Annotated in this window: 18 protein-coding genes, 1 other RNA gene and 2 pseudogenes; 11 read left to right on the top strand and 10 right to left on the bottom strand. The window is 57.4% G+C overall.

Going from position 1 to position 22,492, the window contains the following annotated elements; genetic code table 11:
- Together CKW15_RS27020 and CKW15_RS27015 are read right to left on the bottom strand one after the other, a co-directional pair.
- Nucleotides 1-161 (bottom strand): annotated as a pseudogene (locus tag CKW15_RS27020) (IS256 family transposase); the annotation flags it as partial.
- Nucleotides 162-617: 456 nt separating this feature from the next.
- A complete protein-coding gene (locus tag CKW15_RS27015) occupies nucleotides 618-1,565 on the bottom strand; it encodes a LysR family transcriptional regulator (protein WP_095153015.1) in 948 nt (315 codons plus the stop codon).
- A gap of 150 nt (nucleotides 1,566-1,715) precedes the next feature.
- Between CKW15_RS27015 and CKW15_RS27010 the strand changes: the two genes are divergently transcribed.
- Both CKW15_RS27010 and mmsB read left to right on the top strand, forming a co-directional pair.
- Entirely contained in the window at nucleotides 1,716-3,242 is a 1,527-nt protein-coding gene (locus CKW15_RS27010) for a CoA-acylating methylmalonate-semialdehyde dehydrogenase (protein WP_095058337.1), read from the top strand.
- A 10-nt stretch (nucleotides 3,243-3,252) separates the two neighbouring features.
- Entirely contained in the window at nucleotides 3,253-4,140 is an 888-nt protein-coding gene (mmsB, locus tag CKW15_RS27005) for a 3-hydroxyisobutyrate dehydrogenase (protein WP_095153014.1), read from the top strand.
- A gap of 244 nt (nucleotides 4,141-4,384) precedes the next feature.
- On the opposite strand, the gene CKW15_RS27000 is transcribed toward mmsB, so the two are convergent.
- Nucleotides 4,385-4,729 carry a cupin domain-containing protein gene (locus CKW15_RS27000; RefSeq protein ID WP_095058339.1) on the bottom strand — a complete coding sequence of 115 codons (345 nt, stop codon included), beginning with the start codon at nucleotides 4,727-4,729 and terminating at the stop codon, nucleotides 4,385-4,387.
- 86 nt (nucleotides 4,730-4,815) lie between these two features.
- Nucleotides 4,816-5,727 (bottom strand): LysR substrate-binding domain-containing protein, encoded by a 912-nt coding sequence (locus tag CKW15_RS26995; protein WP_095058340.1) that lies wholly within the window; start codon nucleotides 5,725-5,727, stop codon nucleotides 4,816-4,818.
- A 203-nt stretch (nucleotides 5,728-5,930) separates the two neighbouring features.
- Between CKW15_RS26995 and CKW15_RS26990 the strand changes: the two genes are divergently transcribed.
- On the top strand, nucleotides 5,931-6,695 hold the full coding sequence (locus CKW15_RS26990) for a sulfite exporter TauE/SafE family protein (RefSeq protein ID WP_095153013.1): 765 nt from the start codon (nucleotides 5,931-5,933) through the stop codon (nucleotides 6,693-6,695).
- Here CKW15_RS26990 and CKW15_RS26985 read toward each other — a convergent pair.
- The gene (locus CKW15_RS26985) at nucleotides 6,685-6,999 is read right to left on the bottom strand and encodes a putative quinol monooxygenase (RefSeq protein ID WP_095058342.1); all 315 of its coding nucleotides are present in this window, start codon (nucleotides 6,997-6,999) and stop codon (nucleotides 6,685-6,687) included. The two genes, CKW15_RS26990 and CKW15_RS26985, sit on opposite strands and share 11 nt — an antisense overlap.
- A 162-nt stretch (nucleotides 7,000-7,161) precedes the next feature.
- Here CKW15_RS26985 and CKW15_RS26980 point away from each other — a divergent pair, with 162 nt between their 5' ends.
- The 6 genes and pseudogenes from CKW15_RS26980 (at nucleotide 7,162) to CKW15_RS26950 (ending at nucleotide 12,571) form a co-directional block, all read left to right on the top strand.
- Complete coding sequence (locus tag CKW15_RS26980; RefSeq protein WP_095058343.1) at nucleotides 7,162-7,752, top strand: NAD(P)H-dependent oxidoreductase; 591 nt, start codon at nucleotides 7,162-7,164, stop codon at nucleotides 7,750-7,752.
- A gap of 108 nt (nucleotides 7,753-7,860) precedes the next feature.
- A complete protein-coding gene (locus CKW15_RS26975; protein WP_095058344.1) occupies nucleotides 7,861-8,772 on the top strand; it encodes a LysR family transcriptional regulator in 912 nt (303 codons plus the stop codon).
- A 183-nt stretch (nucleotides 8,773-8,955) separates the two neighbouring features.
- Complete coding sequence (locus tag CKW15_RS26970; protein ID WP_095058345.1) at nucleotides 8,956-10,401, top strand: SulP family inorganic anion transporter; 1,446 nt, start codon at nucleotides 8,956-8,958, stop codon at nucleotides 10,399-10,401.
- An 11-nt stretch (nucleotides 10,402-10,412) separates the two neighbouring features.
- A pseudogene (locus CKW15_RS26965) lies at nucleotides 10,413-10,508 on the top strand (MurR/RpiR family transcriptional regulator); the annotation flags it as partial.
- A 1-nt stretch (nucleotide 10,509) separates the two neighbouring features.
- Nucleotides 10,510-11,967, top strand: a complete 1,458-nt coding sequence (locus CKW15_RS26960) for an amidohydrolase family protein (protein ID WP_095058346.1) — start codon at nucleotides 10,510-10,512, stop codon at nucleotides 11,965-11,967.
- 235 nt (nucleotides 11,968-12,202) lie between these two features.
- Complete coding sequence (locus CKW15_RS26950) at nucleotides 12,203-12,571, top strand: glyoxalase superfamily protein (RefSeq protein WP_095058347.1); 369 nt, start codon at nucleotides 12,203-12,205, stop codon at nucleotides 12,569-12,571.
- Nucleotides 12,572-12,604: 33 nt separating this feature from the next.
- Here the strand turns inward: CKW15_RS26950 and CKW15_RS26945 are convergent, their stop codons facing one another.
- On the bottom strand, nucleotides 12,605-15,373 hold the full coding sequence (locus tag CKW15_RS26945) for an RHS repeat-associated core domain-containing protein (RefSeq protein WP_095153012.1): 2,769 nt from the start codon (nucleotides 15,371-15,373) through the stop codon (nucleotides 12,605-12,607).
- On the bottom strand, nucleotides 15,370-15,654 hold the full coding sequence (locus CKW15_RS26940; protein WP_367316856.1) for a hypothetical protein: 285 nt from the start codon (nucleotides 15,652-15,654) through the stop codon (nucleotides 15,370-15,372). The genes CKW15_RS26945 and CKW15_RS26940 overlap by 4 nt, the downstream gene beginning before the upstream one ends.
- 1,169 nt (nucleotides 15,655-16,823) lie before the next feature.
- Here CKW15_RS26940 and CKW15_RS26930 point away from each other — a divergent pair.
- Together CKW15_RS26930 and CKW15_RS26925 are read left to right on the top strand one after the other, a co-directional pair.
- Entirely contained in the window at nucleotides 16,824-18,698 is a 1,875-nt protein-coding gene (locus CKW15_RS26930) for a hypothetical protein (protein ID WP_143498528.1), read from the top strand.
- A 24-nt stretch (nucleotides 18,699-18,722) separates the two neighbouring features.
- Nucleotides 18,723-19,658: a viperin family antiviral radical SAM protein gene (locus CKW15_RS26925; RefSeq protein WP_095058349.1), complete on the top strand. Its 936-nt coding sequence runs from the start codon at nucleotides 18,723-18,725 to the stop codon at nucleotides 19,656-19,658.
- Nucleotides 19,659-19,943: 285 nt separating this feature from the next.
- On the opposite strand, the gene CKW15_RS26915 is transcribed toward CKW15_RS26925, so the two are convergent.
- The 3 genes from CKW15_RS26915 to CKW15_RS26905 form a co-directional block, all read right to left on the bottom strand.
- Nucleotides 19,944-21,200 (bottom strand): integrase domain-containing protein, encoded by a 1,257-nt coding sequence (locus CKW15_RS26915; protein ID WP_095058351.1) that lies wholly within the window; start codon nucleotides 21,198-21,200, stop codon nucleotides 19,944-19,946.
- 184 nt (nucleotides 21,201-21,384) lie between these two features.
- Nucleotides 21,385-21,781: a transfer-messenger RNA gene (gene ssrA, locus CKW15_RS26910) on the bottom strand.
- Between the two features lie 94 nt (nucleotides 21,782-21,875).
- Nucleotides 21,876-22,154 (bottom strand): hypothetical protein, encoded by a 279-nt coding sequence (locus CKW15_RS26905; protein ID WP_095058352.1) that lies wholly within the window; start codon nucleotides 22,152-22,154, stop codon nucleotides 21,876-21,878.
- Between the last annotated feature and the right edge of the window lie 338 nt (nucleotides 22,155-22,492).

Genomic DNA, 22,492 nt, shown 5'->3' with positions numbered 1-22,492 from the left:
CCAAGCTCAGCACTGAGGGCTCGCTCGATCAAAGCCTTCTTGAACGCCGCAGAGGCGTCCTCAATGGCTTCAGCGGTCATCGGTCCATCGGTGAATTGCTCGAGCAGCTCTTTCGGGATTTTCGGTAGTTCTCGCAACGCGGGTTTCTTTTTGGTTGGCATACATGCACCTCTTACTCATGTTATGCCCGAACACAAAATTTCTGACACCCCCCTATGATTGAGGCTGCGGAACGACTCGGCCTCACTGATGTGAGCTGGCATCGTTCACTCACACATTCTCATCAATAGGAGATCACCATCGACGCACTACAGGCTGCCTACTGGGCCCTGTGTCGTCGTTCGGTTGGCTTTCAGGCTGTGGTCGCGCAGGTCCTCTTAACAAAAATCTGACAGAAATTTCTCTTTCCCCATCTCATCAATCAATACCGCGCAGGTTCCCCCCGTGTGCCCTCAGGTGGCCATATCGATGCCCGAATGGGGTCCTTATAGCGCTCATGTGCGCCACTGTAAGAACCCTTTCGACTGTCACAAAAGGTGTCACAACCCCTGTCACAAACCGTTGCCAAGAGTCTCCTGAGGTCGTTAGGATAGGTCTCCCTTTCTTCCTCCAGACTCTTAGTCAGCGAACAACATCGCCCGACTCTCACCCATCAACAGGCTCTGATTCTGCTCAGTCACCTCGCGGATGTAATCCCACAACAGGGTAATCCGCTTGAGCTTGCGCAGGTCTTCGCGGCAGTACATCCAGAACTGTCGAGTGATGTTGATCTCCTGCGGCAACACCGGTAGCAAGCGCGGATCCTGAGCGGCGAGGAAGCACGGCAGGATCGCCAATGAGCGCCCTTGCTGCGCCGCCACGAACTGCGCGATCACGCTGGTGCTGCGCAGGTTGGCGCTGGCACTGGGCACTACGTTGGCCAGATACAGCAGCTCCGAGCTGAACGCCAGGTCGTCGACATAACTGATGAATGAATGTTTCCCCAAGTCTGCCGGGCGGCGGATCGGTGGGTGGTTGTCCAGATAGTCCTGGGTCGCGTACAGCTGCAATCGGTAGTCGCACAGTTTGCAGCAGACGTATGGGCCATGCTCCGGGCGCTCCAGGGCAATGACGATGTCGGCTTCGCGCTTGGACAGGCTGATGAAGTGCGGCAACGGCAGGATATCCACCGAAATCGCCGGGTAAGTGTCGATGAAGTGGCTCAGCTGCGGTGTGATGAAAAACGTGCCGAAGCCTTCGGTGCAGCCCATGCGCACATGACCCGATAGCGCCACGCCAGACCCGGAAACCTGCTCGCACGCCATGTGCAGGGTGCTTTCAATCGACTCCGCATACCCCATCAACCGCTGGCCTTCAGCGGTCAGGACGAAGCCGCTGGTCCGGGATTTCTCGAACAGCAACGTGCCCAGTGCGGTTTCCAGCGAACTGATGCGCCGCGACACGGTGGTGTAGTCGACCGCCAGGCGCTTGGCAGCCGTGCTGGCCTTGCGGGTGCGGGCGACTTCCAGAAAAAACTTGAGGTCATCCCAGTTCAGCGAACCGAGGGAGGTGATGTTTTTTTGCATGTTGGACCGGTTTTTATGTGCGTTCTTATTAGAAGTTTGCACATCTATACTCCAAAAACAGTCCGTTAACCAATTCACGGCACACGCCTCATCTCAAGGCGACTTTCTCGCCTTGGCTCCCCTGATAACAACAACGTCCAGGAGACCCACATGAACGTATCGCTCACGCCCAACGACACCACCGTGCAAAAGGTCAAACTGCTGATCGACGGCGAGTGGGTCGAGTCCAAATCCACCGAGTGGCACGACATCATCAACCCGGCGACCCAGCAAGTTCTGGCCAAAGTGCCGTTTGCCACCGCTGAAGAAGTCGACGCAGCCATCAGCGCCGCCCATCGCGCCTTCCAGACCTGGAAGCTGACGCCCATCGGCGCGCGGATGCGCATCATGCTCAAGCTCCAGGCGCTGATTCGCGAGCACTCCAAGCGCATCGCCGTGGTGCTGAGCGCCGAACAGGGCAAGACCATTGCCGACGCTGAAGGCGACATTTTTCGTGGCCTGGAAGTGGTCGAGCACGCTTGCTCCATTGGTAGCCTGCAAATGGGCGAGTTCGCTGAAAACGTCGCCGGTGGCGTTGATACCTATACCCTGCGCCAGCCGATCGGTGTGTGTGCCGGCATCACGCCGTTCAACTTCCCGGCGATGATTCCGTTGTGGATGTTCCCGATGGCCATCGCTTGCGGCAACACCTTCGTACTCAAACCGTCCGAACAGGACCCGATGTCGACCATGCTGCTGGTGGAGCTGGCGATTGAAGCCGGCATTCCGGCCGGTGTGCTCAATGTCGTGCACGGTGGCAAAGACGTGGTGGACGGACTCTGCACCCACAAGGACATCAAGGCTGTTTCGTTCGTTGGTTCGACTGCGGTCGGCACGCACGTCTACGACCTGGCTGGTAAACATGGCAAGCGCGTGCAGTCGATGATGGGCGCCAAGAACCACGCCGTGGTGCTGCCGGACGCCAACCGCGAGCAAGCGCTGAATGCACTGGTGGGCGCCGGTTTTGGTGCTGCCGGTCAGCGTTGCATGGCCACTTCGGTGGTGGTGTTGGTCGGTGCGGCCAAACAATGGCTGCCTGATCTGAAAGCGCTGGCGCAGAAACTCAAAGTGAATGCGGGCAACGAGGCGGGCACCGACGTCGGTCCGGTGATCTCGAAAAAGGCCAAGGCGCGGATTCTTGATCTGATCGAAAGCGGCATCAAGGAAGGCGCCAAACTGGAGCTGGACGGTCGCGAGATCTCGGTTCCCGGTTACGAGAAGGGCAACTTTGTCGGCCCGACCTTGTTCTCCGGCGTGACCACCGACATGCAGATCTACACCCAGGAAATCTTCGGCCCGGTGCTGGTGGTGCTGGAAGTGAACACCCTCGACGAGGCCATCGCCCTGGTCAACGCCAACCCGTTCGGCAACGGCACGGGCCTGTTCACCCAGAGCGGTGCAGCGGCGCGAAAATTCCAGAACGAAATCGACGTCGGCCAGGTTGGCATCAACATCCCGATTCCGGTGCCGGTGCCGTTCTTCAGCTTCACCGGTTCCCGTGGTTCCAAGCTGGGCGACCTCGGTCCGTATGGCAAGCAAGTGGTGCAGTTCTACACTCAGACCAAGACCGTCACCAGCCGCTGGTTCGACGATGACAGCGTCAACGACGGTGTGAACACCACCATCAATTTGCGTTGAGGAGCCGAACATGAAAATCGCTTTTATCGGTCTCGGCAACATGGGCGCGCCGATGGCGCGCAACCTGATCAAGGCTGGCCACGCACTGCGTATGGTCGACCTGAACAAAACCGTGCTGGCAGAGCTTGAGCAACTGGGCGGCAGCATCAGCGCGTCGGCCCGGGAAGCGGCAGAAGGCGCGGAACTGGTGATCACCATGCTGCCGGCTGCGGTGCATGTGCGCAGCGTGTGGTTGGGTGAGGACGGTGTGCTCGCGGGTATCGGCAACGGCGTGCCGGCCGTGGATTGCAGCACCATCGATCCGCAGACTGCACGCGATGTGGCCGCTGCCGCTGCCAAACAGGGGGGGGCCATGGCCGATGCACCGGTTTCCGGTGGTACGGGTGGTGCGGCGGCCGGGACGTTGACCTTCATGGTCGGCGCCACCCCGGAACTGTTCGCCACGCTGCAACCGGTACTCGCACAAATGGGCCGCAACATCGTCCATTGTGGGGAAGTCGGCACCGGGCAAATCGCTAAAATCTGCAACAACCTGCTGCTGGGGATTTCCATGGTCGGCGTCAGCGAAGCCATGGCGCTTGGCGATGCATTGGGCATCGACACCAAGGTGCTGGCGGGGATCATCAACAGTTCCACCGGGCGGTGCTGGAGTTCGGAAATGTATAACCCGTGGCCGGGCATCGTCGAAACAGCGCCTGCTTCGCGCGGCTATACCGGTGGGTTCGGTGCTGAACTGATGCTCAAGGATCTGGGGCTGGCGACCGAAGCTGCACGACAGGCGCACCAACCGGTGGTGCTCGGCGCAGTGGCGCAGCAGTTGTATCAGGCGATGAGCTTGCGCGGGGAGGGAGGGCAGGACTTCTCGGCGATCATCAACGGGTATCGCAAGCCGCAGTAAAGCGATTCATTGAATGCAGTAAGGGCTGTTGTGGCGAGGGGGCTTGCCCCCGTTGGTTCGCGAAGCGGACCCCAGTAGGGTCAATGCGGTGTTTCAGGTGAATCGCGGTTGCTGATGATACGACTGCTTCGCAGCCGAACGGGGGCAAGCCCCCTCGCCACACAAGCTCACTCTTACAGAGAGAGCATGTATCCAAAGATACTGACCGGGAAATCACGTCGGGTGATTTCCCGGTTTTTTTGTATCAGGCAAACACGAAATATTTGCGCACGGTTTCCATCACTTCCCACGTGCCTTTCATTCCGGGCTCGACGACGAAAATATCGCCGGCGCGCAGATGAATCGGTGCCATGCCTTCCGGGGTGATGATGCAGTAGCCTTCCTGGAAATGGCAGTACTCCCACTTCACGTATTCCACGTACCACTTGCCCGGCGTGCAGATCCAGGTGCCCATGATCTTGCTGCCGTCTTCGCTGGTGTAGGCATTGAGGTTGACGGTGTGCGGGTCACCTTCGAGCTTTTCCCATTTGCAGGCGTCGAGTACGGGCAATGGATGGGTATCGCGAAGAACGGTAATCGGTGCGGTCATGATGACTCCGAGGCAGTGGGTGCTGGAACTGAAGTCGCACCCTATAGCGCCGGTCTGGCCAGCAGTTGTCTGTGCTCGACACTGAGCTATCCAGAAACGCAGTGAGCCTGTGTTCCACGCAGTGTCAGGACATCCAGCAATGCCTTGGCGTATGGAGGAAGCGTCGTGAAGTCTCGTGCGCAGAGCAGAAGTTTTCGCTGCGCCCAAGGCTCTTGCAGGGCCATTTGCTTGAGCGAAGTTTCATCGCCCCAGCGTTCGAGGGCTGCAACCGGCACGATCCCAAGCCCGGCGCCTCTTGCGACCATGCGCATGATCCCTTCGAACCCGTCTGTACGGATGCGGATCTGCATGCGCAACCCGGTGTGCAGGGCCTGTTCCTCCAGGTACACGGCCAGCGCACTGTTGGCGTTCAGGCCGATGTAGTCGTGATGCAGCGTATTGGCGAAACTCAGGCGGGCGGCGTTTGCGAGTGGATGATCCCGGGGCATGATCAGCACCAGTGGATCGTCGCGAAACGGGCGGGTCTGCAAGTCATGGGTGTCTACCGCGTCCGAGACAATGCCGAGGTCCGCCGCACCCTGGCGCAAGGCGTGGGTGATGCGTGTGCTGGGCAGCTCTTGCAGGTCGATGTCGAGGTTGGGATGGTCGCGCAGGAAATCCGCGAGCAGCTCCGGCAGGTATTCGGTGATCGCGGTGGTGTTGCACAGCAATCGAACCTGGCCTTTGACACCCTTGGCGTATTCGGCCAGTTCCTGTTGCATGCGTTCGGCCTGTTGCAGCAAAACCCGAGCGTGTTGCGCCAGGGCTTTACCGGCCGGCGTCGGACTGACGCCGCGTCGATTGCGCTCGAGAAATTCGATGCCCAGCGATGCTTCCATCGACCGGATCCGCGCACTGGCCGCCGCCAGGGATAAATGACTGCGGACGGCGCCGGCGGTGATGTTGCCGGTGTCGAGGATGTGCAGATAAAGACGCAGGTCGGTCAGGTCGAAGTGCATTGGCAACCTCGGGATCGTTGTTGGACGGATCGGCACCTTCGCTGGCAAGCCAGCGCCTACAGGGCGAGGCGATCAAATGTAGGAGCTGGCTTGCCGGCGAAGACGTCAGAAGCCGCAATAGTATTCCAGCTTCTTTAAAAACAAGAGGCAGCCTCAGTATATGGCAGATTTTCAACCGTCCCGGCCGGGCTCATCATTGGCCCATGAATACCTTCGCATCGTTCTACCAAAACCTCGGTCTGGCCCTGTCACTGCTGGTGGTCGCGACTTTCCTGCTGGCCGGCATGGTCAAGGGCGTTATCGGTCTCGGCCTGCCGACCATCGCCATGGGCTTGCTCGGTCTGGCTATGGCGCCGTCGCAGGCTGCGGCGTTGTTGATCATTCCCGCAACCTTGACCAACGTCTGGCAACTGGCATTCGGCGGGCATTTGCCGGGGCTGATCAAACGGTTGTGGCCGATGTTGCTGGCGATCTTCATCGGCACCGGGGCAGGCACCTTGTGGATCGGCATGGTCGGTGGACATTGGGTGGTGCGGGGATTGGGCGCGGCGTTGTTGCTCTATGCGTTGAGCGGATTGTTCCTGCCGACTTTGCGTGTCAGCGCTCGAAATGAGCGCTGGCTCGGCCCGCTGTGTGGCGTGCTGACCGGCGCCATCACTTCGGCCACGGGCGTGTTCGTGATTCCGGCGGTGCCGTATCTGCAAGCGTTGGGATTGAGCAAGGATGAGCTGGTGCAGGCGCTCGGCCTGTCGTTCACCGTCTCGACCCTTGCCCTCGCGGGCGGGCTGTTATGGCGCGGCGAACTCGGTGGCGGCGAGTTGAGTGCGTCAATGCTGGCGCTGATCCCGGCGATGCTCGGCATGTGGCTGGGGCAATCGCTGCGCCAGCGGATCAGCGCCGTGTTGTTCAAGCGCGTGTTCTTTATTGGCCTTGGTGTGCTTGGCGGCCATTTGCTGATCAGCGGCTAGCGGATGACGGGCTGATCATTTCGATGGCGCGGATCTCGAAGTCCCGTTCCAGGTACTCATCGCGCTGATCGAGAAACTGCTTCATGTGCGGCAGATTCGAGTGCACATCGAGATGGGCCTGGGATTGCCAGATCTCATAAAAGATGAACAGCGACGGGTCCTGTTTGTCCCGCAGCATGTGGTATTCGATGCAGCCGGGCTCGGCGCGACTCGCTTCTACATGACGACTGAAAAACGCTTCAAAGGCGTCGGATTTTTCCGGGCGGGTCTTGGCGTGCAGGATGAAGCCTTGGATTTCACTCATCAGAAAATCACCTTGAATTCAGAATTGACCAAATTCTAAGTCAATAATGGATGATTGATTCGTGCGTATTGGTCAAATGAGTTTTGCGGGCCGGGTGCTTATTCCGCGTGAGTCGGATCGATATTCTGCCGCCATCGAATTCAACTCTTCCCGAGATCCCTCATGAAAAAAGTCCTGTTGCTCAATGGCGGTAAAAAGTTCGCCCACTCCGATGGCCGCTACAACACCACCCTGCACGAAGCGGCGTTGAGCGTGCTGGACCGTGGCGGAATGGATATCAAGACCACGTTCATCGACGAGGGCTACGACATCGCCGAAGAAGTGGCGAAATTCCTCTGGGCCGATGTGATCATTTACCAAATGCCAGGCTGGTGGATGGGCGCGCCATGGACCGTGAAGAAATACATCGATGAAGTCTTCACCGAAGGTCACGGCAGCCTTTATGCGAGTGACGGCCGCACCCGTTCGGATGCTTCGCAGAAGTACGGCAGCGGTGGCCTGATCCACGGCAAGCAATACATGCTGTCGCTGACCTGGAACGCACCGCAACAAGCCTTCGACGACCCGTCCGACTTCTTCGAAGCCAAGGGTGTGGATGCGGTGTACTTCCCGTTTCACAAGGCCAACGAATTTCTGGGCATGACCCGTTTGCCGACATTCCTGTGTGTCGATGTGATGAAACGCCCGAACATCGAAGCCGATGTGGTTCGCTACGAGCAGCATTTGACCGAGGTGTTTGGTCTCAAGGCCTGACACTCGGCTACTATCCGGTACAACGGCTGAAAAGATCGCAGCCTTCAGCGCAGCCCTGTAGGCGCTGCCGAAGGCTGCGATCTTGCCGATCCGGAAAAGAGGACACACGTGAAAGCCAGATCCGATGAGTTGCAGATTTTCGTCTGCGTGATTGAGTGCGGATCGATTTCTGCGGCGGCGGAGCAGGTTGGGCAAACACCTTCGGCCGTCAGCCGCACGCTCTCGCGGCTGGAGGCCAAGCTCGACACCACGCTGATCAACCGCACCACGCGACGCATGGACCTGACCGAGGAGGGCAAGTATTTCTTCGAGCATGCCAAGCGGATTCTCGATCAGATGGACGAACTCGAAGAACGCCTGACTTCACGCCAGCAAACACCGTCCGGGCGCTTGCGGATCAACGCCGCTTCGCCGTTCATGCTTCACGCCATCGTGCCTTACGTCGATGAGTTCCGCCGCCTCTACCCGGACATCCAGCTCGAACTCAACAGCAACGACCTGATCATCGATCTGCTGGAGCAAAGCACCGACATCGCCATCCGCATCGGCACCCTGACCGATTCCACGTTGCACGCCAGATCCCTGGGTTGCAGTCCGCTGCACATCGTCGCCAGCCCGGCCTATCTGGAAAAACACGGCACACCGACAGCGGTGGCGGAGCTTGCCGAACATACACTGCTGGGCTTCACCCAGAACGAAGGCTTGAATCAATGGCCGCTGCGACATGTGCATGGCGATCGCTGGCCGATCCAGACATCGCTCAGTGCCTCCAGCGGCGAGACCATTCGTCATCTCGTTCTGGAGGGGCAGGGCATCGCCAGTCTTTCGCACTTCATGACCATCGAGGACATACGTGCCGGGCGGCTGAAAGTGTTGTTGGCCGAGTTCAACAGCGGTTATCGCCAGCCGATCAACGCGGTGTATTACCGCAACTCGCAACTGGCGCTGAGGATTCAGTGTTTCCTGGACTTTATTCAGGGCAAATTGGCGGCGTATGCGTCGGCAGATTTCAGTGGTTGATTTTACTTTCGCTTGAGACCGCGTCATCGTTCATCGCGGGCAAGCCACACACAGGAACTCGCGTTCTTTGTAGGAGCGAGCTTGCTCGCGATGGCGTTTCCAGGGTCTCAACAACTGGCCGGGTCGCCCACGATTCCGTAACATCCGCACACTCTTTTCGCGACTTCCTGCATGCGGTCTTCCATGAAACCAAAACGTCTACGCGCCGATGTCCTGGCCGGGCTCACCACCTCTTTTGCCCTGTTGCCCGAATGCATCGCCTTCGCGCTGGTGGCCCATCTCAATCCGCTGATGGGGCTTTACGGTGCGTTCATCATTTGCACGCTGACCGCGCTGTTCGGCGGGCGGCCGGGCATGGTGTCCGGCGCGGCCGGGTCGATGGCGGTGGTGATCGTCGCGCTGGTGGTGCAGCACGGTGTCCAGTACCTGCTGGCTACCGTTCTGCTCGGCGGTTTGATCATGATGGCGTTCGGGTTGCTCAAGCTCGGCAAACTGGTGCGCATGGTGCCGCATCCGGTGATGCTCGGTTTCGTCAACGGCCTGGCGATCATCATTGCGCTGGCGCAACTGGAACACTTCAAGGACGGTGAGACCTGGCTGAGCGGAACACCGCTGTACATGATGCTCGGCCTGGTTGCCGTGACCATGGCCATTGTCTACGTACTGCCGCGCCTGACCCGCACGGTGCCGCCGGCCTTGGTGGCGATTCTCGGCGTGGGGCTGGCGGTCTATCTGCTCGGCCTGCCGACCCGCACCCTGGGTGACATGGCGCACATTGCCGGTGGCTTGCCGATGCTGGCGCTGCCGGACATTCCGTGGACCCTGGAAACCCTGCGCATCATCGCGCCTTACGCGATCCTGATGGCGCTGGTCGGCTTGCTGGAAACCCTGCTGACCCTGAACCTCACCGACGAAGTCACCGAGAGCCGCGGCTATCCGGACCGCGAGTGCGTGGCGCTCGGTGCGGCGAACATGGTGTCCGGGGTGTTTGGCGGCATGGGCGGTTGCGCCATGATCGGCCAGACCGTGATCAACCTCAGTTCCGGTGGTCGCGGGCGTTTGTCCGGCGTGGTGGCCGGGGTGTCGATCCTGCTGTTTATTCTGTTTCTGTCGCCGCTGATCGAACGCATTCCTCTCGCTGCGCTGGTCGGGGTGATGTTCGTGGTGTCGCAGCAGACATTTGCCTGGGCGTCGTTGCGAGTGCTGAACAAAGTGCCGCTGAACGATGTGCTGGTGATCATCGCGGTAACGGTGGTCACCGTGTTCACTGATCTGGCCACAGCGGTGCTCTGCGGGATCATCATCGCGGCGCTGAACTTTGCCTGGCAGCAGGCCCGGCAGCTGTACGCCGACAGTCATCTGGAAAACGACGGCAGCAAGCTTTACCGCCTCCATGGCACGCTGTTCTTCGCCTCGACGACACCCTTTCTCAACCAGTTCGACCCGGCCAACGATCCCGCGCAAGTGACGCTCGATTGCCGTCACCTGAGCTTCGTCGACTACTCGGCCATTGCCGCTCTGGACACCCTGCGCGAACGCTACAACAAGGCCGGTAAACACCTGCGGGTGCTGGGCTTGTCTGAGCGCTGCAAGAAGCTGTTGAAACGCGCCCGGGTGAATCACGACTAAAGCAAATCAGGGCCAGTCCTGAAGACAACCAAGAGCGTCTGCGGCGGATCAAACTCGCCCTCGACGATTATTGCGGCGGCGACGATCACTTGCCGCCGGGAGACTGACATGCAGTACGACACGCTGATTCGCAACGCCCTGATCATCGACGGCAGCAACAGCCCCGGCTATCGCGCCGACGTGGCCATTGCGAACGGTCATATCGAGCGTATTGGCGATTTGCAAGATGCGTGCGTCGAGGAAGAATTCGATGCGGCGGGCCATGTGCTGGCGCCGGGTTTCATTGACGTACACACCCACGACGACACGGTGGTCATCCGTCAACCGCAGATGCTGCCCAAGCTCAGCCAGGGCGTGACCACGGTGATTGTCGGCAACTGCGGAATCAGCGCATCGCCGGTCAGTCTGCGTGGCGATCCGCCGGACCCGATGAACCTGCTCGGCACGGCTGCGGCGTTTGTTTACCCGACGTTCCGCGACTATCGCGCAGCGGTCGAAATGGCGAACACCACGTTGAACGTTGCCGCGCTGGTCGGTCATACCGCGTTGCGCAGCAATCACCTCGATGACCTGTTCCGTACCGCCAGCGCCGATGAAATCACCGCGATGCGCTTACAGCTGCGCGCGAGTCTGGAGGCGGGTGCTTTGGGCCTGTCCACCGGTCTTGCCTACGCCAGCGCCTTCTCGGCTACCACTGACGAAGTGATGCAACTGACCGAAGAACTGACGGCGTTCGGCGCGGTGTACACCACGCACTTGCGCAGCGAATTCGAGCCGGTGCTGGAGGCCATGGACGAAGCGTTCCAGATTGGCCGTCACGCAAAATCCCCGGTGATCATTTCCCACCTCAAATGTGCCGGCGCCGGTAACTGGGGACGCAGTCCGCAACTGCTGGCGTCTCTGGACGAGGCGGCGAAAACCCATCCGGTGGGCTGCGACTGTTATCCCTATGCGGCGAGCTCCTCGACGCTGGATCTCAAGCAAGTCACCGAGGCCCATCGCATCACCATCACCTGGTCCACGCCGCACCCGGAAATGGGTGGGCGCGACCTGGTGGACATCGCTGCGCAATGGAACCTGTCGCTGCTCGATACCGCTCGCCAATTGCAACCGGCTGGCGCGGTGTACTACGGAATGGACGAGGCGGATGTGCGACGAATCCTCGCGCATCCGTTATCGATGGTCGGTTCCGACGGCTTGCCGGAAGACCCGTTCCCGCACCCGCGATTGTGGGGCGCATTCCCTCGGGTGCTCGGACATTTCAGCCGCGACGTAGGACTGTTCCCTCTGCACACCGCCGTGCACAAGATGACCGGGTTGTCGGCGGCGCGATTCGGTTTGAAAGCGCGAGGCGAGATCCGCGAAGGTTATTGGGCAGACCTGGTGTTGTTCGACCCGGCGACGGTTCGTGATGTCGCGGATTTCAATGATCCGCAACGTGCGGCGCAAGGCATCGAAGGCGTGTGGGTCAACGGTGTTTTGAGTTACCGTGACGGTCAGGCCAACGGTCGCAGGGCAGGGCGGTTCCTGGCGCGGGAAGGGGATTTGCGCGAAGGGTTCCGGTGACGGTTGAGCGGTGCGTCACAATGGTGGCACTTCGATGTTAAAGAATGACATTTTCGGGCCGAAGGACTGATATCAAGCCCGCTACCATTGCTGTTTGGTTACGTATTTTTTAGGAGCAAGCTTGCTCGCGATGGACAAAAGAGCGCAGCGTTTACCCAGTAGACACGCGTCATCGTTAACGACCCTCGCGAGCAAGCTCGCTCCTACAGGTCTTTCATTGTCTGGGAGCAACCCGATGAGTTTCGGTAAAACCACTCCGATCCTGCGTATTTTCGATGAAGCCAAGGCCGTGGAGTTCTACGTCGACTTCCTGGGTTTCAAAATCGACTGGCAGCACCGCTTCGAGGCCAACTTCCCGCTGTACTTGCAGGTTTCCCGTGGCGATTGCGTGCTGCATCTGTCCGAGCACCACGGCGACTGCTCGCCGGGTTCGGCATTGCGCATCGAGACCGATGAGCTGGAAGCCTTCCAGCAGCAGTTGCTGGCCAAGGAATACAAATTTGCGCATCCGCAGATTCAGGCCATGCCCTGGGGAAGCCAGGACATGACCATCAGTGATCCGTTTGGAAATCGGTTGGTGTTTACCAATGCGATCTGTGTTTGAAAAAAACCTCAGAGGGGATCATCTGTACACGAATCAGGTGGAGCGGGCTTTGCGTCCCGTAACGACGTTAATGAAGGGCGGCAGAACTGAACTGCAGTTGAAGCATGCCGGGAAGTCTGCACCTCGTCCGCGTTTTTGCGTGCGTGCTGTGTAAATGTATGTCTGTGAAAGTCGCCGGTAAGGGTGGCTTCTACGATTGCCTGTCTGCACCCAGTAGTTGGCCGCGACCACTTCGGCATGCAGCCCCGCGATCCCCGCATTTACGGGAATCTGCTGGTGACGGGAAACATGACGCATGATGCGTTTCCGAAAGAAGTAATGAAGGCGCATGTCCTGGCCCCTGTAGGCGGATTTTATGGCACTCATAAACCGTGCGGTATTTGAAACCCGGTAGGTATCTTCCTTTCCGTCTACGGGATCATTCAGGGTAACGCCGGGGAAGAGATCATTCGGACTCAGACTCCCGGGGATGTTGTGAAAGCCGGTAAATGGGTGCTTATCGTCTTCATCCGCAATACCCGAGAATGCGGTCAGCTTATCCAGCGTGCCAGAGGTATAGACCGGGTCTGAAAATCTTATCGGTTCGGGGTATTTCCACTTCTTTGACTCTTCCAGTTGCTTCAGTTGATTGAATTTTTTGTTTTTATTAGCTTCCGCTTCTCTGATGATTCTCGTTGTTTCCACGGTGAAATTTCTGTACTGCGTTTGCACGATGGGCAATTGTCTTCTTCTTTGATCCATAAGCTCGTCGCGAGACATCCCTTCTATGTAGCCGGTAATCCCTTCTAGTTTCGACTCTGCCAAATCCAGATAACCCAGGCGATCTTCTTTATTCAGGCCTCGTGCGTCTGTGAATCTGACGGGGTTATTCCCCACCATGCAATACAGATTCAACCCATCAACCGCCCCCGCCGGGTCGGCGCTGATCCAGCGTTGCAACCACGGTGCGTAATATCGATGCCCGTAGTAATAGAGGCCACTGGCATCACGCTCCTTGCCGGAATAACGGATGGTTCGGTAATCGGCTTCCACGTCCGAGCGCGATGCAGACCAGGCCGTTCCCCCATAAGGTAGGTAACCTTCCTGACTGATCAGCCACGCCTGCTCATCGAGCTCCAGCGAGCTGGAACCCAGATGGTCGTCAAGGCTGTAGCGCAACGGGTTTGTCGCGATACCGGTCGGTCGGCCCTGGGTCCAGTGCAAGTAGCGAACGCTGCAACGGCCGGCTTGCAAGGTGATGACTTCCAGGCGTTCGTTTTGACGGGTGTGGATTTCCAGGCCTGGTAAATACCGGTTCTCTCGGGTGTGAATCACCGACGCCGTGTGGGTTGTTTGTATCTTGCGAACACGCTGACCGCTGCTGTCGTAGCAATAGTGTTCATTGTCGTCGGGGCCATCTGTGCGCTTCACCAGCACCACGCTGCTGAGTTGATTGCGAGCACTCCATTGCAGCGCCTGTCCTGGGAATAGCGCCTGTTGGTTACCGCCAGCATCAAAGTGCGCAGTCACATCCAGCATCGAGCTACCCTTGTTCCAGGACAGGAGCCGATTGCTTGCAGTGTCAACGTTCTGCTTGCGCGTGTAGTTGTTGCCGTCGCGAACATGCCGCAGTTCGGTCAGGTTGCCACCGCTGTCGTACTCGTAGTGCTCGATAAAGTTGAACAACTGGTTGGCGTCAATCGGTGTTCTGCTGGAGAGGGGGATTTGCGGCTGGGTGTTCTGCCCCGCAGCTTCACGGCCTGTCGCGCTGGTGAGTTGGTAGAGACTGTCGTAGGTGAAGGTGCTGATGGCGTCGACCCGCTGGTTGCTGCCGAATCGTATCGGTTGAGCCTTGTCCTCGATTTGCGTCACGTTGCCCACCGCGTCATAGGTGTAGTGCAAATCCTGCAAGGTATTGGCAGACACCGAAGCGCTGAGTGAGGTCAGTCGACCGCTGGCCGGATTGAACTCGGCGCGACTGATAACACCATTCCCGGCGGTCTGGGATTCGACCTGGCCAAACGCGTTGTAGACGAGATCCTTCACGATGGTTTTTTCGGTCGTTGCGTCGTTTACTTTCAAGCTCACGGACTTGAGTTGCCCGGCGATATCAAACGAATAGCGCTGCTGGTGCTGAGCGGCATCGGTTTGCAGAATGAGCATTCCGAGCGCATCGTACTGCCAGCTTGTTTTGTAGCCATCGCCCTCTTCAAGCAGCGCATCACAGGCACTGTCATCGAGTGGCCAGTCTGGTTGACCGGTGTCCACAAGGAAGCGCCTTGTCTGGCTCAGCGGTTTGGCGCAAAGCGCATATTCTTTGATGAGCAAGGTACCGGCGCTGTCGTCATGACGGATGAGTGCGCCACACAGGTTGTTCGCCGCAGAGTCTGGCGAATTGTCGCCGTAGCGCAGACACTCGACCCGGTGCAAACCGTGTTCTGCGGTTTGCTCATCGATGGCTGTCGGTCTCAACTGATTGTCATAGGTCGTTCGCCAATGATGTCCTCTCTGGTCCCAGGAGCGCAGTAGCTGTCCGGCGTCGCCAGGCAGACTCAGTCGCCACCCCGCGTCGACACTGTTCATCAACAGCGCTTTGCCTGACAGGCTATAGACGGTCGTCAGATTAGCGTCAGGTGCTGTGGCAAACAGTCGAGGGTCCCACTGCGCCACCTGCCGTCCGGCAGTGTCGTAGTGTTGCTGGGTCATGCGCGCTTGGGGTTTATCGTCTGCGTTGCGTCGGCAATAGGCGACTTGCCTCACCGACAGGCCTCGGCTGTCGATGACGCTGATCGTGGGTGTCTTGTGATGAAGGCGTGCGTTCATAGCTCACCTCCGGTGGTCGAGGATTGTGCAGGCAGGACCTCTTGCAGTGTGTCGTTCTCGTCCTCCTCCAGCGTGTACCAGGGGTGACGCGTTTGCCGCCGCATGTAGGAAACGTCATCCAGTTTTGCGAGACGCGTGAGCGTCGGGCGACCTAACGCATCGTAGAACTGGAGATCGCAGTGGCCGAACGCTCGGATCGACACATCGTTGATGTAGCGGTGCTGATCGGCGAAGTAAGGGCGGTAGGTCCGGATCGCCAACCCCTTGCTGTTGTATTCCACCCGTTCACTGGTACGCCAGCGTTGTGTCGCTGTCTGTTCCTGTGGTTTTGCGTCCTTGAGCGTGAGTTCGCCCTTGGCGTTGACGACGTAGGCGATAGCCCCCCGAGAATGGCCCCAGCCATGCCACCAGCAGCAACACCGGCGGGGCCAGCGACTACGCCGATTACTGCGCCAATTTCGGCACCGGCCATGGCGCCGGTGACGCCTTGGGCTGCGCCACCAACAGTGCCAATCAGGGCGCCGATTTTCCTGCCCAAATCTTTGGTGATGACTGCGGTGGAGTGACAGCGTGGGCATTGAGTGGTCATGTGCAGGGTTCCTGTCGAGAAAGTCGGGATGAAGTCATTGCACGGGCATAGAGCCCATCAAGCAGGTCGCCTGAGCGATCTGCTTAAATGGAGAGACTATGGAGTCTGGGGGATGCCTGATGCGGATGGGTGCAGGTTCGTGATGTATGACTGAGATTTTGTTGAGTCGAATGCACCTGATAGGCTGGAGCCGTCGCAAACCTGGCGATTGCCTTCGAACATTACAACGAGGAGCATCCGCGCAGTGCGTTGAAATACCTCTCACCGATGGAGTTTCGGAGCTTGGCGGCGGCATCAAATTAACGGGGAGTTGGTGTCTGGTCTGATAGGGGCAAGTTCAGTAGGCAAGTCGTTACTATTACCCGTTTAGCGCATCGATACCACTTTCAGACCTCTTGTTCCCTGAACGGCTGAGACCGACAAGCTACCGGTAGCGGCTTGCTGGATGACCGCCAGCCAGTGCAGTACTGACGCCAAGCGCAGCACCGCCAACGGTGCCGACTGCGGCGGCGATCTTCATGGCGTGATGAAAAGCAGTGATTTTGGGGGAGTGACAGCGGGGGCATTGCAATGACATGGTTGGAACCTTTTTAGTGGTGATGTCATTGCGGTTATATGGGGCTGAGAATTTTTCGAATCGAATCGCTAACAATCTAGGTCTTGTAATTGGGTCATATTCGATAATAAGATCTGGCCATCGCTTGAGTGCGTGTGGTGCCTGAGCAACCACGGCTGAGCAGTTGCCTCCTCAGTTGATCGGCTCAAAGGGCCTTGCCCTCTCTCTCCAAATCCCTTGCTGACTATGACCTGTTGCCTGAGGCAGCACGGTACTTTGTTGCCGTGGCTTTGTTGGAGAGAGCTGTGAATATTTCTGATCTGTTACACGCATCGCGTGACATCTATGTCCTGACTGAGAAGCCGAACACCAAAGTAGGTTGTTCTGATCGCTTCTGGTCTATGCGACTCGAAGGTCTTCACCATGACCATATCCGTCTTGCTGTAGACCAGCTGCGCAGCCGTTGGCCTCGCCCTATCCCTAAACATCTCGCACGCTCCATGAAGTCGGTTGCGCTTCAGGACTCACTTGCTCGTAGCCTTGGCGCCAAGTCGTACTGCGACTGGCGTGAGGTCGAGCAACATAAGATTACTGACCTTCTGTCCGCGCACGGTTTGTCAGTGCCTAGCGATCTCATTAAGTGGCCATATTCTCCGAGGGGTGGTGGATTTCTAACGGCTCGACAGGTTGCGGATCGGCTTTTCAATTCGGGTCTGCCACTGCCAAAGCGAATCTTTACCGGTGTGGGATCTTGCCTGTTTGCCCCTCGTGCATACGGTCGCCTGGATCTTGACCAGGTAGCTAGTTGCGCATTGTGGACAGACCAGCAGAGATACGCTTTTTGTGAGCAGCATGAGGATGAGATCCTCTTGCGTGCAGAGTACATGCAGGATGGTTGCGGTCTCGATTATCTCGATATGACAGGCCGGATGTTGATGCTCAACGCGGTAAGCGAGTTTATCGGCTGTATGTACAACATGATGGGCAGTAACCTCATGGAGCCTGCAGCGGGTGACCCGGTGATGCGCAGTTACAACATGTCCGAGGAGGATCTGGCGTTTGAGCTGCAACTGTTGCGGCTGTTCCGTAAAGAGATTGAAGGCTCCGATGATGGTTGGGTGGACGTGCTGCCTGTTCCTGGAAATTCCAATCTCATCTTCCTGAAAGGTGCTAACGGCACTTTTGACTGGGTCATTCGTGATCAGCGCGACAAGGAATTTTCCTCCAACCCGCTTCACCCGTTCTTCAAGAAGGACGAGGTGCCCAAGGCGATGGACCAAAGCAAGCTGGATGGGCATTTGTATTTCGCAACCGGCACATGGGCGGAAAAGCTGGAGCACGATGCGGAGTCGCGTCATTACGCAGAAGGGGGAACGGCGGCCAATTGGCCTGGTTATGCGAAGCTTATTCAGCGCGAGCTTATTGCGAGCCAGGGGTACCGGTTTCCACGCACTGAAACCGGGGTCGCATCCGATGAATTTATCCCGCATCGGCTTGGCGAGAGCTGCTTGATGGTGTCACCCCTCGTTACGATCGCTGATTTTTTTGATTTTTGTAGCAGGTCAGACTGGGGGCACACCAGGCAAGAGAAAGCTCAAAAAACACGTAACAAGAAAATCGGTGATCTGGGCGCTATCAACATGGAGTTGAGTGATCTTCCAGTGAGCGTAACCTGGCTGGATGCTGTCGCGTATTGCCATGACTACGAGCAGCGGATGGGGCTTCCTGTTCGGCTGCTGACCATCGAAGATTGGCAGCAGGTTGCCCCTCCACCGATGGACTTCAGTCATGTTTCATCAGTGCGCTCCTTTGTCGTCAAGAATGGAGAGATGCCTGACGACCCCATCTACGGGCAATTGGGCTGGGGCATTGTTGGTGGCGATGGCAAGCTGGGCGGTAACTCTTCGCATCGATACCGCCCCGACGGCTCCATGCACTACGGGCCGAACCTGAAGTGGGTCGATAACGACGAAGGAGTCCCATTCCTCTCGGTACCGGGTTTCGGCGAGTGGTTGTCTGACTATCAGCATGGATCTGCGCCGATTGCCTCTGTAGCAACCGGTCAATCTATTGTTGGTGGCTCAATTGAGCGCAATCTCTGCCCTGTTCATATGACGATGAGCTACAAGGGCGTCAAGGTCGGGTTCCGACTTTGCTACGTCGCTCATCTCGACGCCTAACCCTCTTTCACTAGGAGCTGAATAATGGTGTATCTCCGACGTGAAGAGGGGACTGTGTGTCCTCAGGTCTCCGAATTGGTTATCAACTGGCACATCACTGAAGCCTGTAACTACAAGTGCCGCTACTGCTACGCGAAATGGGATGGTGCCGGCGGGGAGTTGCTGCATGACTGGAGTCGCGTCCGTAATTTGCTCGATGAACTGCAGGCATTCTTTCATCCGGGGAACGATGCCAATCCGCTCACTCAGCACATGTCGTGGTCCAGCATTCGTTTGAACCTGGCCGGTGGAGAGCCGCTGCTGTATCAAGATGCTTCGCTTCGCGTGCTGGATTACGCGAGGAGCAAGGGAATGACGACTTCCATTATCACCAATGGTAGCCGGCTCACTAACGACTTGATTGACCGACTCGCACCGCTGGTTTCCATGCTCGGACTGAGTCTGGATTCAGCGGATCCTACCAAGAACATCGGCATTGGTCGCGTCGACAGCCGTGGTTCTTTGCTGGACGTGGACTCGCTCCCGGAAATGCTAGTGCGCGCAAAGTCGCAGAATTCGGCTCTGCGATTGAAAGTCAATACAGTGGTCAATGCGCTGAACCACCAAGAAGACATGTCGCCGATCATGCATGCGCTTGTGCCACATCGATGGAAAGTGTTGCGCATGCTGCAGGTAGTAACCAGTGATCTGGCGGTTTCTTCTGAGGACTTTCTCGCCTTCGTTGCGCGGCATGACGCTTTTCATGACGTGATGTGTGTTGAGGGTAATGATGACATGACTGAGTCGTACATTATGATCGACCCGCTGGGCCGCTTCTTTCAGAACACAGCCGGCCAGAAGGGTTACCACTACAGCAACCCTATTGATGTGATTGGTGTGGAGCGTGCGTTCAGCGAATGGCGCTTTTCGGCCGGCGCATATGCTGCGAGGTATCGGGATGCATTGGTGGTGGGGCGATAATGAGAAGATACAGCTCATCCAAGGACATCAATCTGCTGATTAGGAGTCTTCTCGCTGAGGGTTGGTCATATCAGTCGGGGCGCTCTCATGGCCGCATTCGCCCGCCCGAAGGAAGAGGTTTTGTCAGCGTGCCTTCCACTCCAAGCGATTACCGCGCATTTGATAACTTCTTGCATGCTGTCAGGCGTCTGGTGAGTACTATCCATTCCGTGCCAGATACTTAGCACTTGTTGGGTGTCCCTGACCTGGAACGGCACTGCTTGCTCCTGGTCAGGGATAAGCTTGTCAGCGTATCGAAACGACTTTCCTGTCCCGATTTTCCGTCATTGCTGACACTGACAGATTTCCGGTTGCTGCTTCCTGAATGTGTTCGCTCCACCAGGCCATCATCGGTCGTCTGCGTTCGATGTAGTCCGCCCGGTTATAGGCGCTGCGAACCTCGTCTTTGTCGACGTGGGCAAGTGCTACTTCAATCAACTCAGGATCCCAGCCGTGTTCGTTGAGGATAGTGCTGGCCATTGAGCGCATGCCATGGCTTACCAGGCGCCCTTCGAAGCCCATACGCTTTAATGCCATGTTGGCAGTCTGGCTGTTGCAGTGGGTTCGAGGGTTCCGGTCTGCAGGAAACACGTATTCCCGGTGTCCGCTGTAGGGTTTGATTGCCTCCAAAAGCGCCAGTGCTTGCTCAGTGAGCGGCACGATATGTATGCGGCGCTTTTTCATGCGTTCAGCTGGGATCGTCCAAATACGCTTTTCGAAGTCGATATCGGCCCAGCGGGTGGTGGCTGCTTCTGCTGGACGGGTCATGGTGTTGAGCTGCCATTCGATTAGGCAGCGTGTCGTCCTTTTTATGCTGGCATTGGCAATTGCCACCATGAGCTCTTTCAGCTCATCGGGAGCGAGTGCAGCCATGTTTTTCTTTTTCGGCTTCTTGAAGACTGAGCGAATCCCGCTGAGCGGATTTGCGTGAATGAGTCCTGAGTTGACCCCATAGGTCATGATCTCGTTGAGGCGCTGTGACAGCCGTTTAACGGTTTCAAGGCTGCCTTTGGTTTCGAGTGGCCGAAGCAGGTTGATGACTTGTGGTGCGCTGAGGGCTGAGATCGGTGTGGTGCCTAAATCCGGAAAAACATGCAGCGTCAGCGAACGCCAGATGTCCTCAGCATAAGCTGGCGTTACTGAGTCTTTTTTGAGCTCGTACCAAGCCGTCGCTACGTTCTGAAAAGTATGTTCGGTTTCAGCCTTCTTAGCCTGCTTCAGGGTATCTCGCTGCTCTTTCGGATCAATACCAGTAGCAAGGAGCTCCCTTGCCTCAATGGTCATTTTCCTTGCTCGGGCAAGAGATAGCTCAGGGTATGCGCCAAGGCCCATGTTGATGCGCTTCTTGGTTACAGGATGGTAGTAGTTAAAGTTCCATAGCTTAGAGCCATTGATTCTCACTCGCATCTGCAGGCCGTCGCCATCGACCAGGACGTAATCCTTCTCTAAAGGCTTGGCGGCTTTGATCTTGAGTTCAGAAAGGCGAGTAGCTTGAGCGCACATTGGTATTCCATGGAGGGTTTTGGTATTCCAAAAATTAGCACCTGTGGGCTTGGAATACCATTTGGAATACCGAAAGACATAGATCTTGTTGGACGATTGCGGACACTGATGGCGCTGAAAGCCCCGTATTTGCTGGATTTCAGGCACAAAAAAGGACGTCCGTGGACGCCCTTAGATGTATATTTGGTGGAGCCGGGGGGATTTGAACCCCCGTCCGCCAGTACTCCGCTGTCGGTACTACATGCGTAGCCGTGTCTATTAAGTTAACCCTCAGCGACCCGACGGGCAGGGTGCTTTGGGCGAGTTGTGTAAGTTTTAGCCGCTTCGTCCACAACGTACTGCACGGCGATTCTGTTCTATATGACAATCACTTTGGGTTTACAGACATCCCCTGGTGATTGCTGGACCCGAAGGTACCAGAAGCTCAGGGCTAAGGCTGCTTACGCAGCGAGAGCGAATTCCTGGCCGTAGTTTTCGTCATTGGCAACTATAAGTAGTTGCAACAGTGGATTTACGAGTTCTGTTACCAACTCGGCATGCACCTAAAGTTTCGCAACCGGCGTCGAATCCTAAACGGCCCCGAGCCTGATGCTCTGTGAATCAAGTGAGCAGCAGGCGTACACAGTGTACGTCATCACGCCCGGGAAGGCCAACCCGAAGGTTGGTTACCACCGATCATGGGCTTGGTTGGGTGCTCTGTTTGTCAACGAGTGCCAACGCCTGCGTGGCCTCGGTGACGCATTTATTGTCGTCTCCGGAGGCTTGTGAGGCTTCGGCGCTGGACATCAGTCTTTTGATCTCCATTGAGGTGTTTGTGGCGGTCGCCGGCAGCGCATTCACTTTGCCTTTGAGCTCTTGCAACTTGCTCGTACAAAGGTTGTTGTCCGCAGCAAATACAGGAGAGGCCAGCATGGCAGCAGCTATGAACAGGCCCGCGAGTGTGGTGCGTTTCATGGGTATCTCCTTGAGCTGATGGTCTCGGTGCTGCCGTATGAGCGGACGGCCAAGCCGAGCCCGAAAAATCAGTCGCGATCTGACGGGGCCTATCTCAAAGACTACGATTCAACGCAAGAATTCGGTTTTTTCTGAAGGCGTGTCGAGCTTTTCCAGTGATGCAGCGGTTACACAGTTCCAAACCCCAGATACAACAAAACCCGCAACTGGCGTAATGCTGTTCACTTAAGCGGAGCAGCCTTACGGTCCACCGGAAACCGGGTCTTTGATATCTTCACCGTCCTTGGCCTCGAAGGCCTCGGACGGTGATCCAGAAACATCCCTCCTACACCCGCCCT

Source organism: Pseudomonas sp. Irchel s3b5 (assembly GCF_900187435.1).
In the GTDB taxonomy this organism is placed as follows: Bacteria; Pseudomonadota; Gammaproteobacteria; order Pseudomonadales; family Pseudomonadaceae; genus Aquipseudomonas.
The sequence above is the reverse complement of the archived record's forward strand: the minus strand, read 5'-3'. Positions and strand labels throughout refer to the sequence as shown.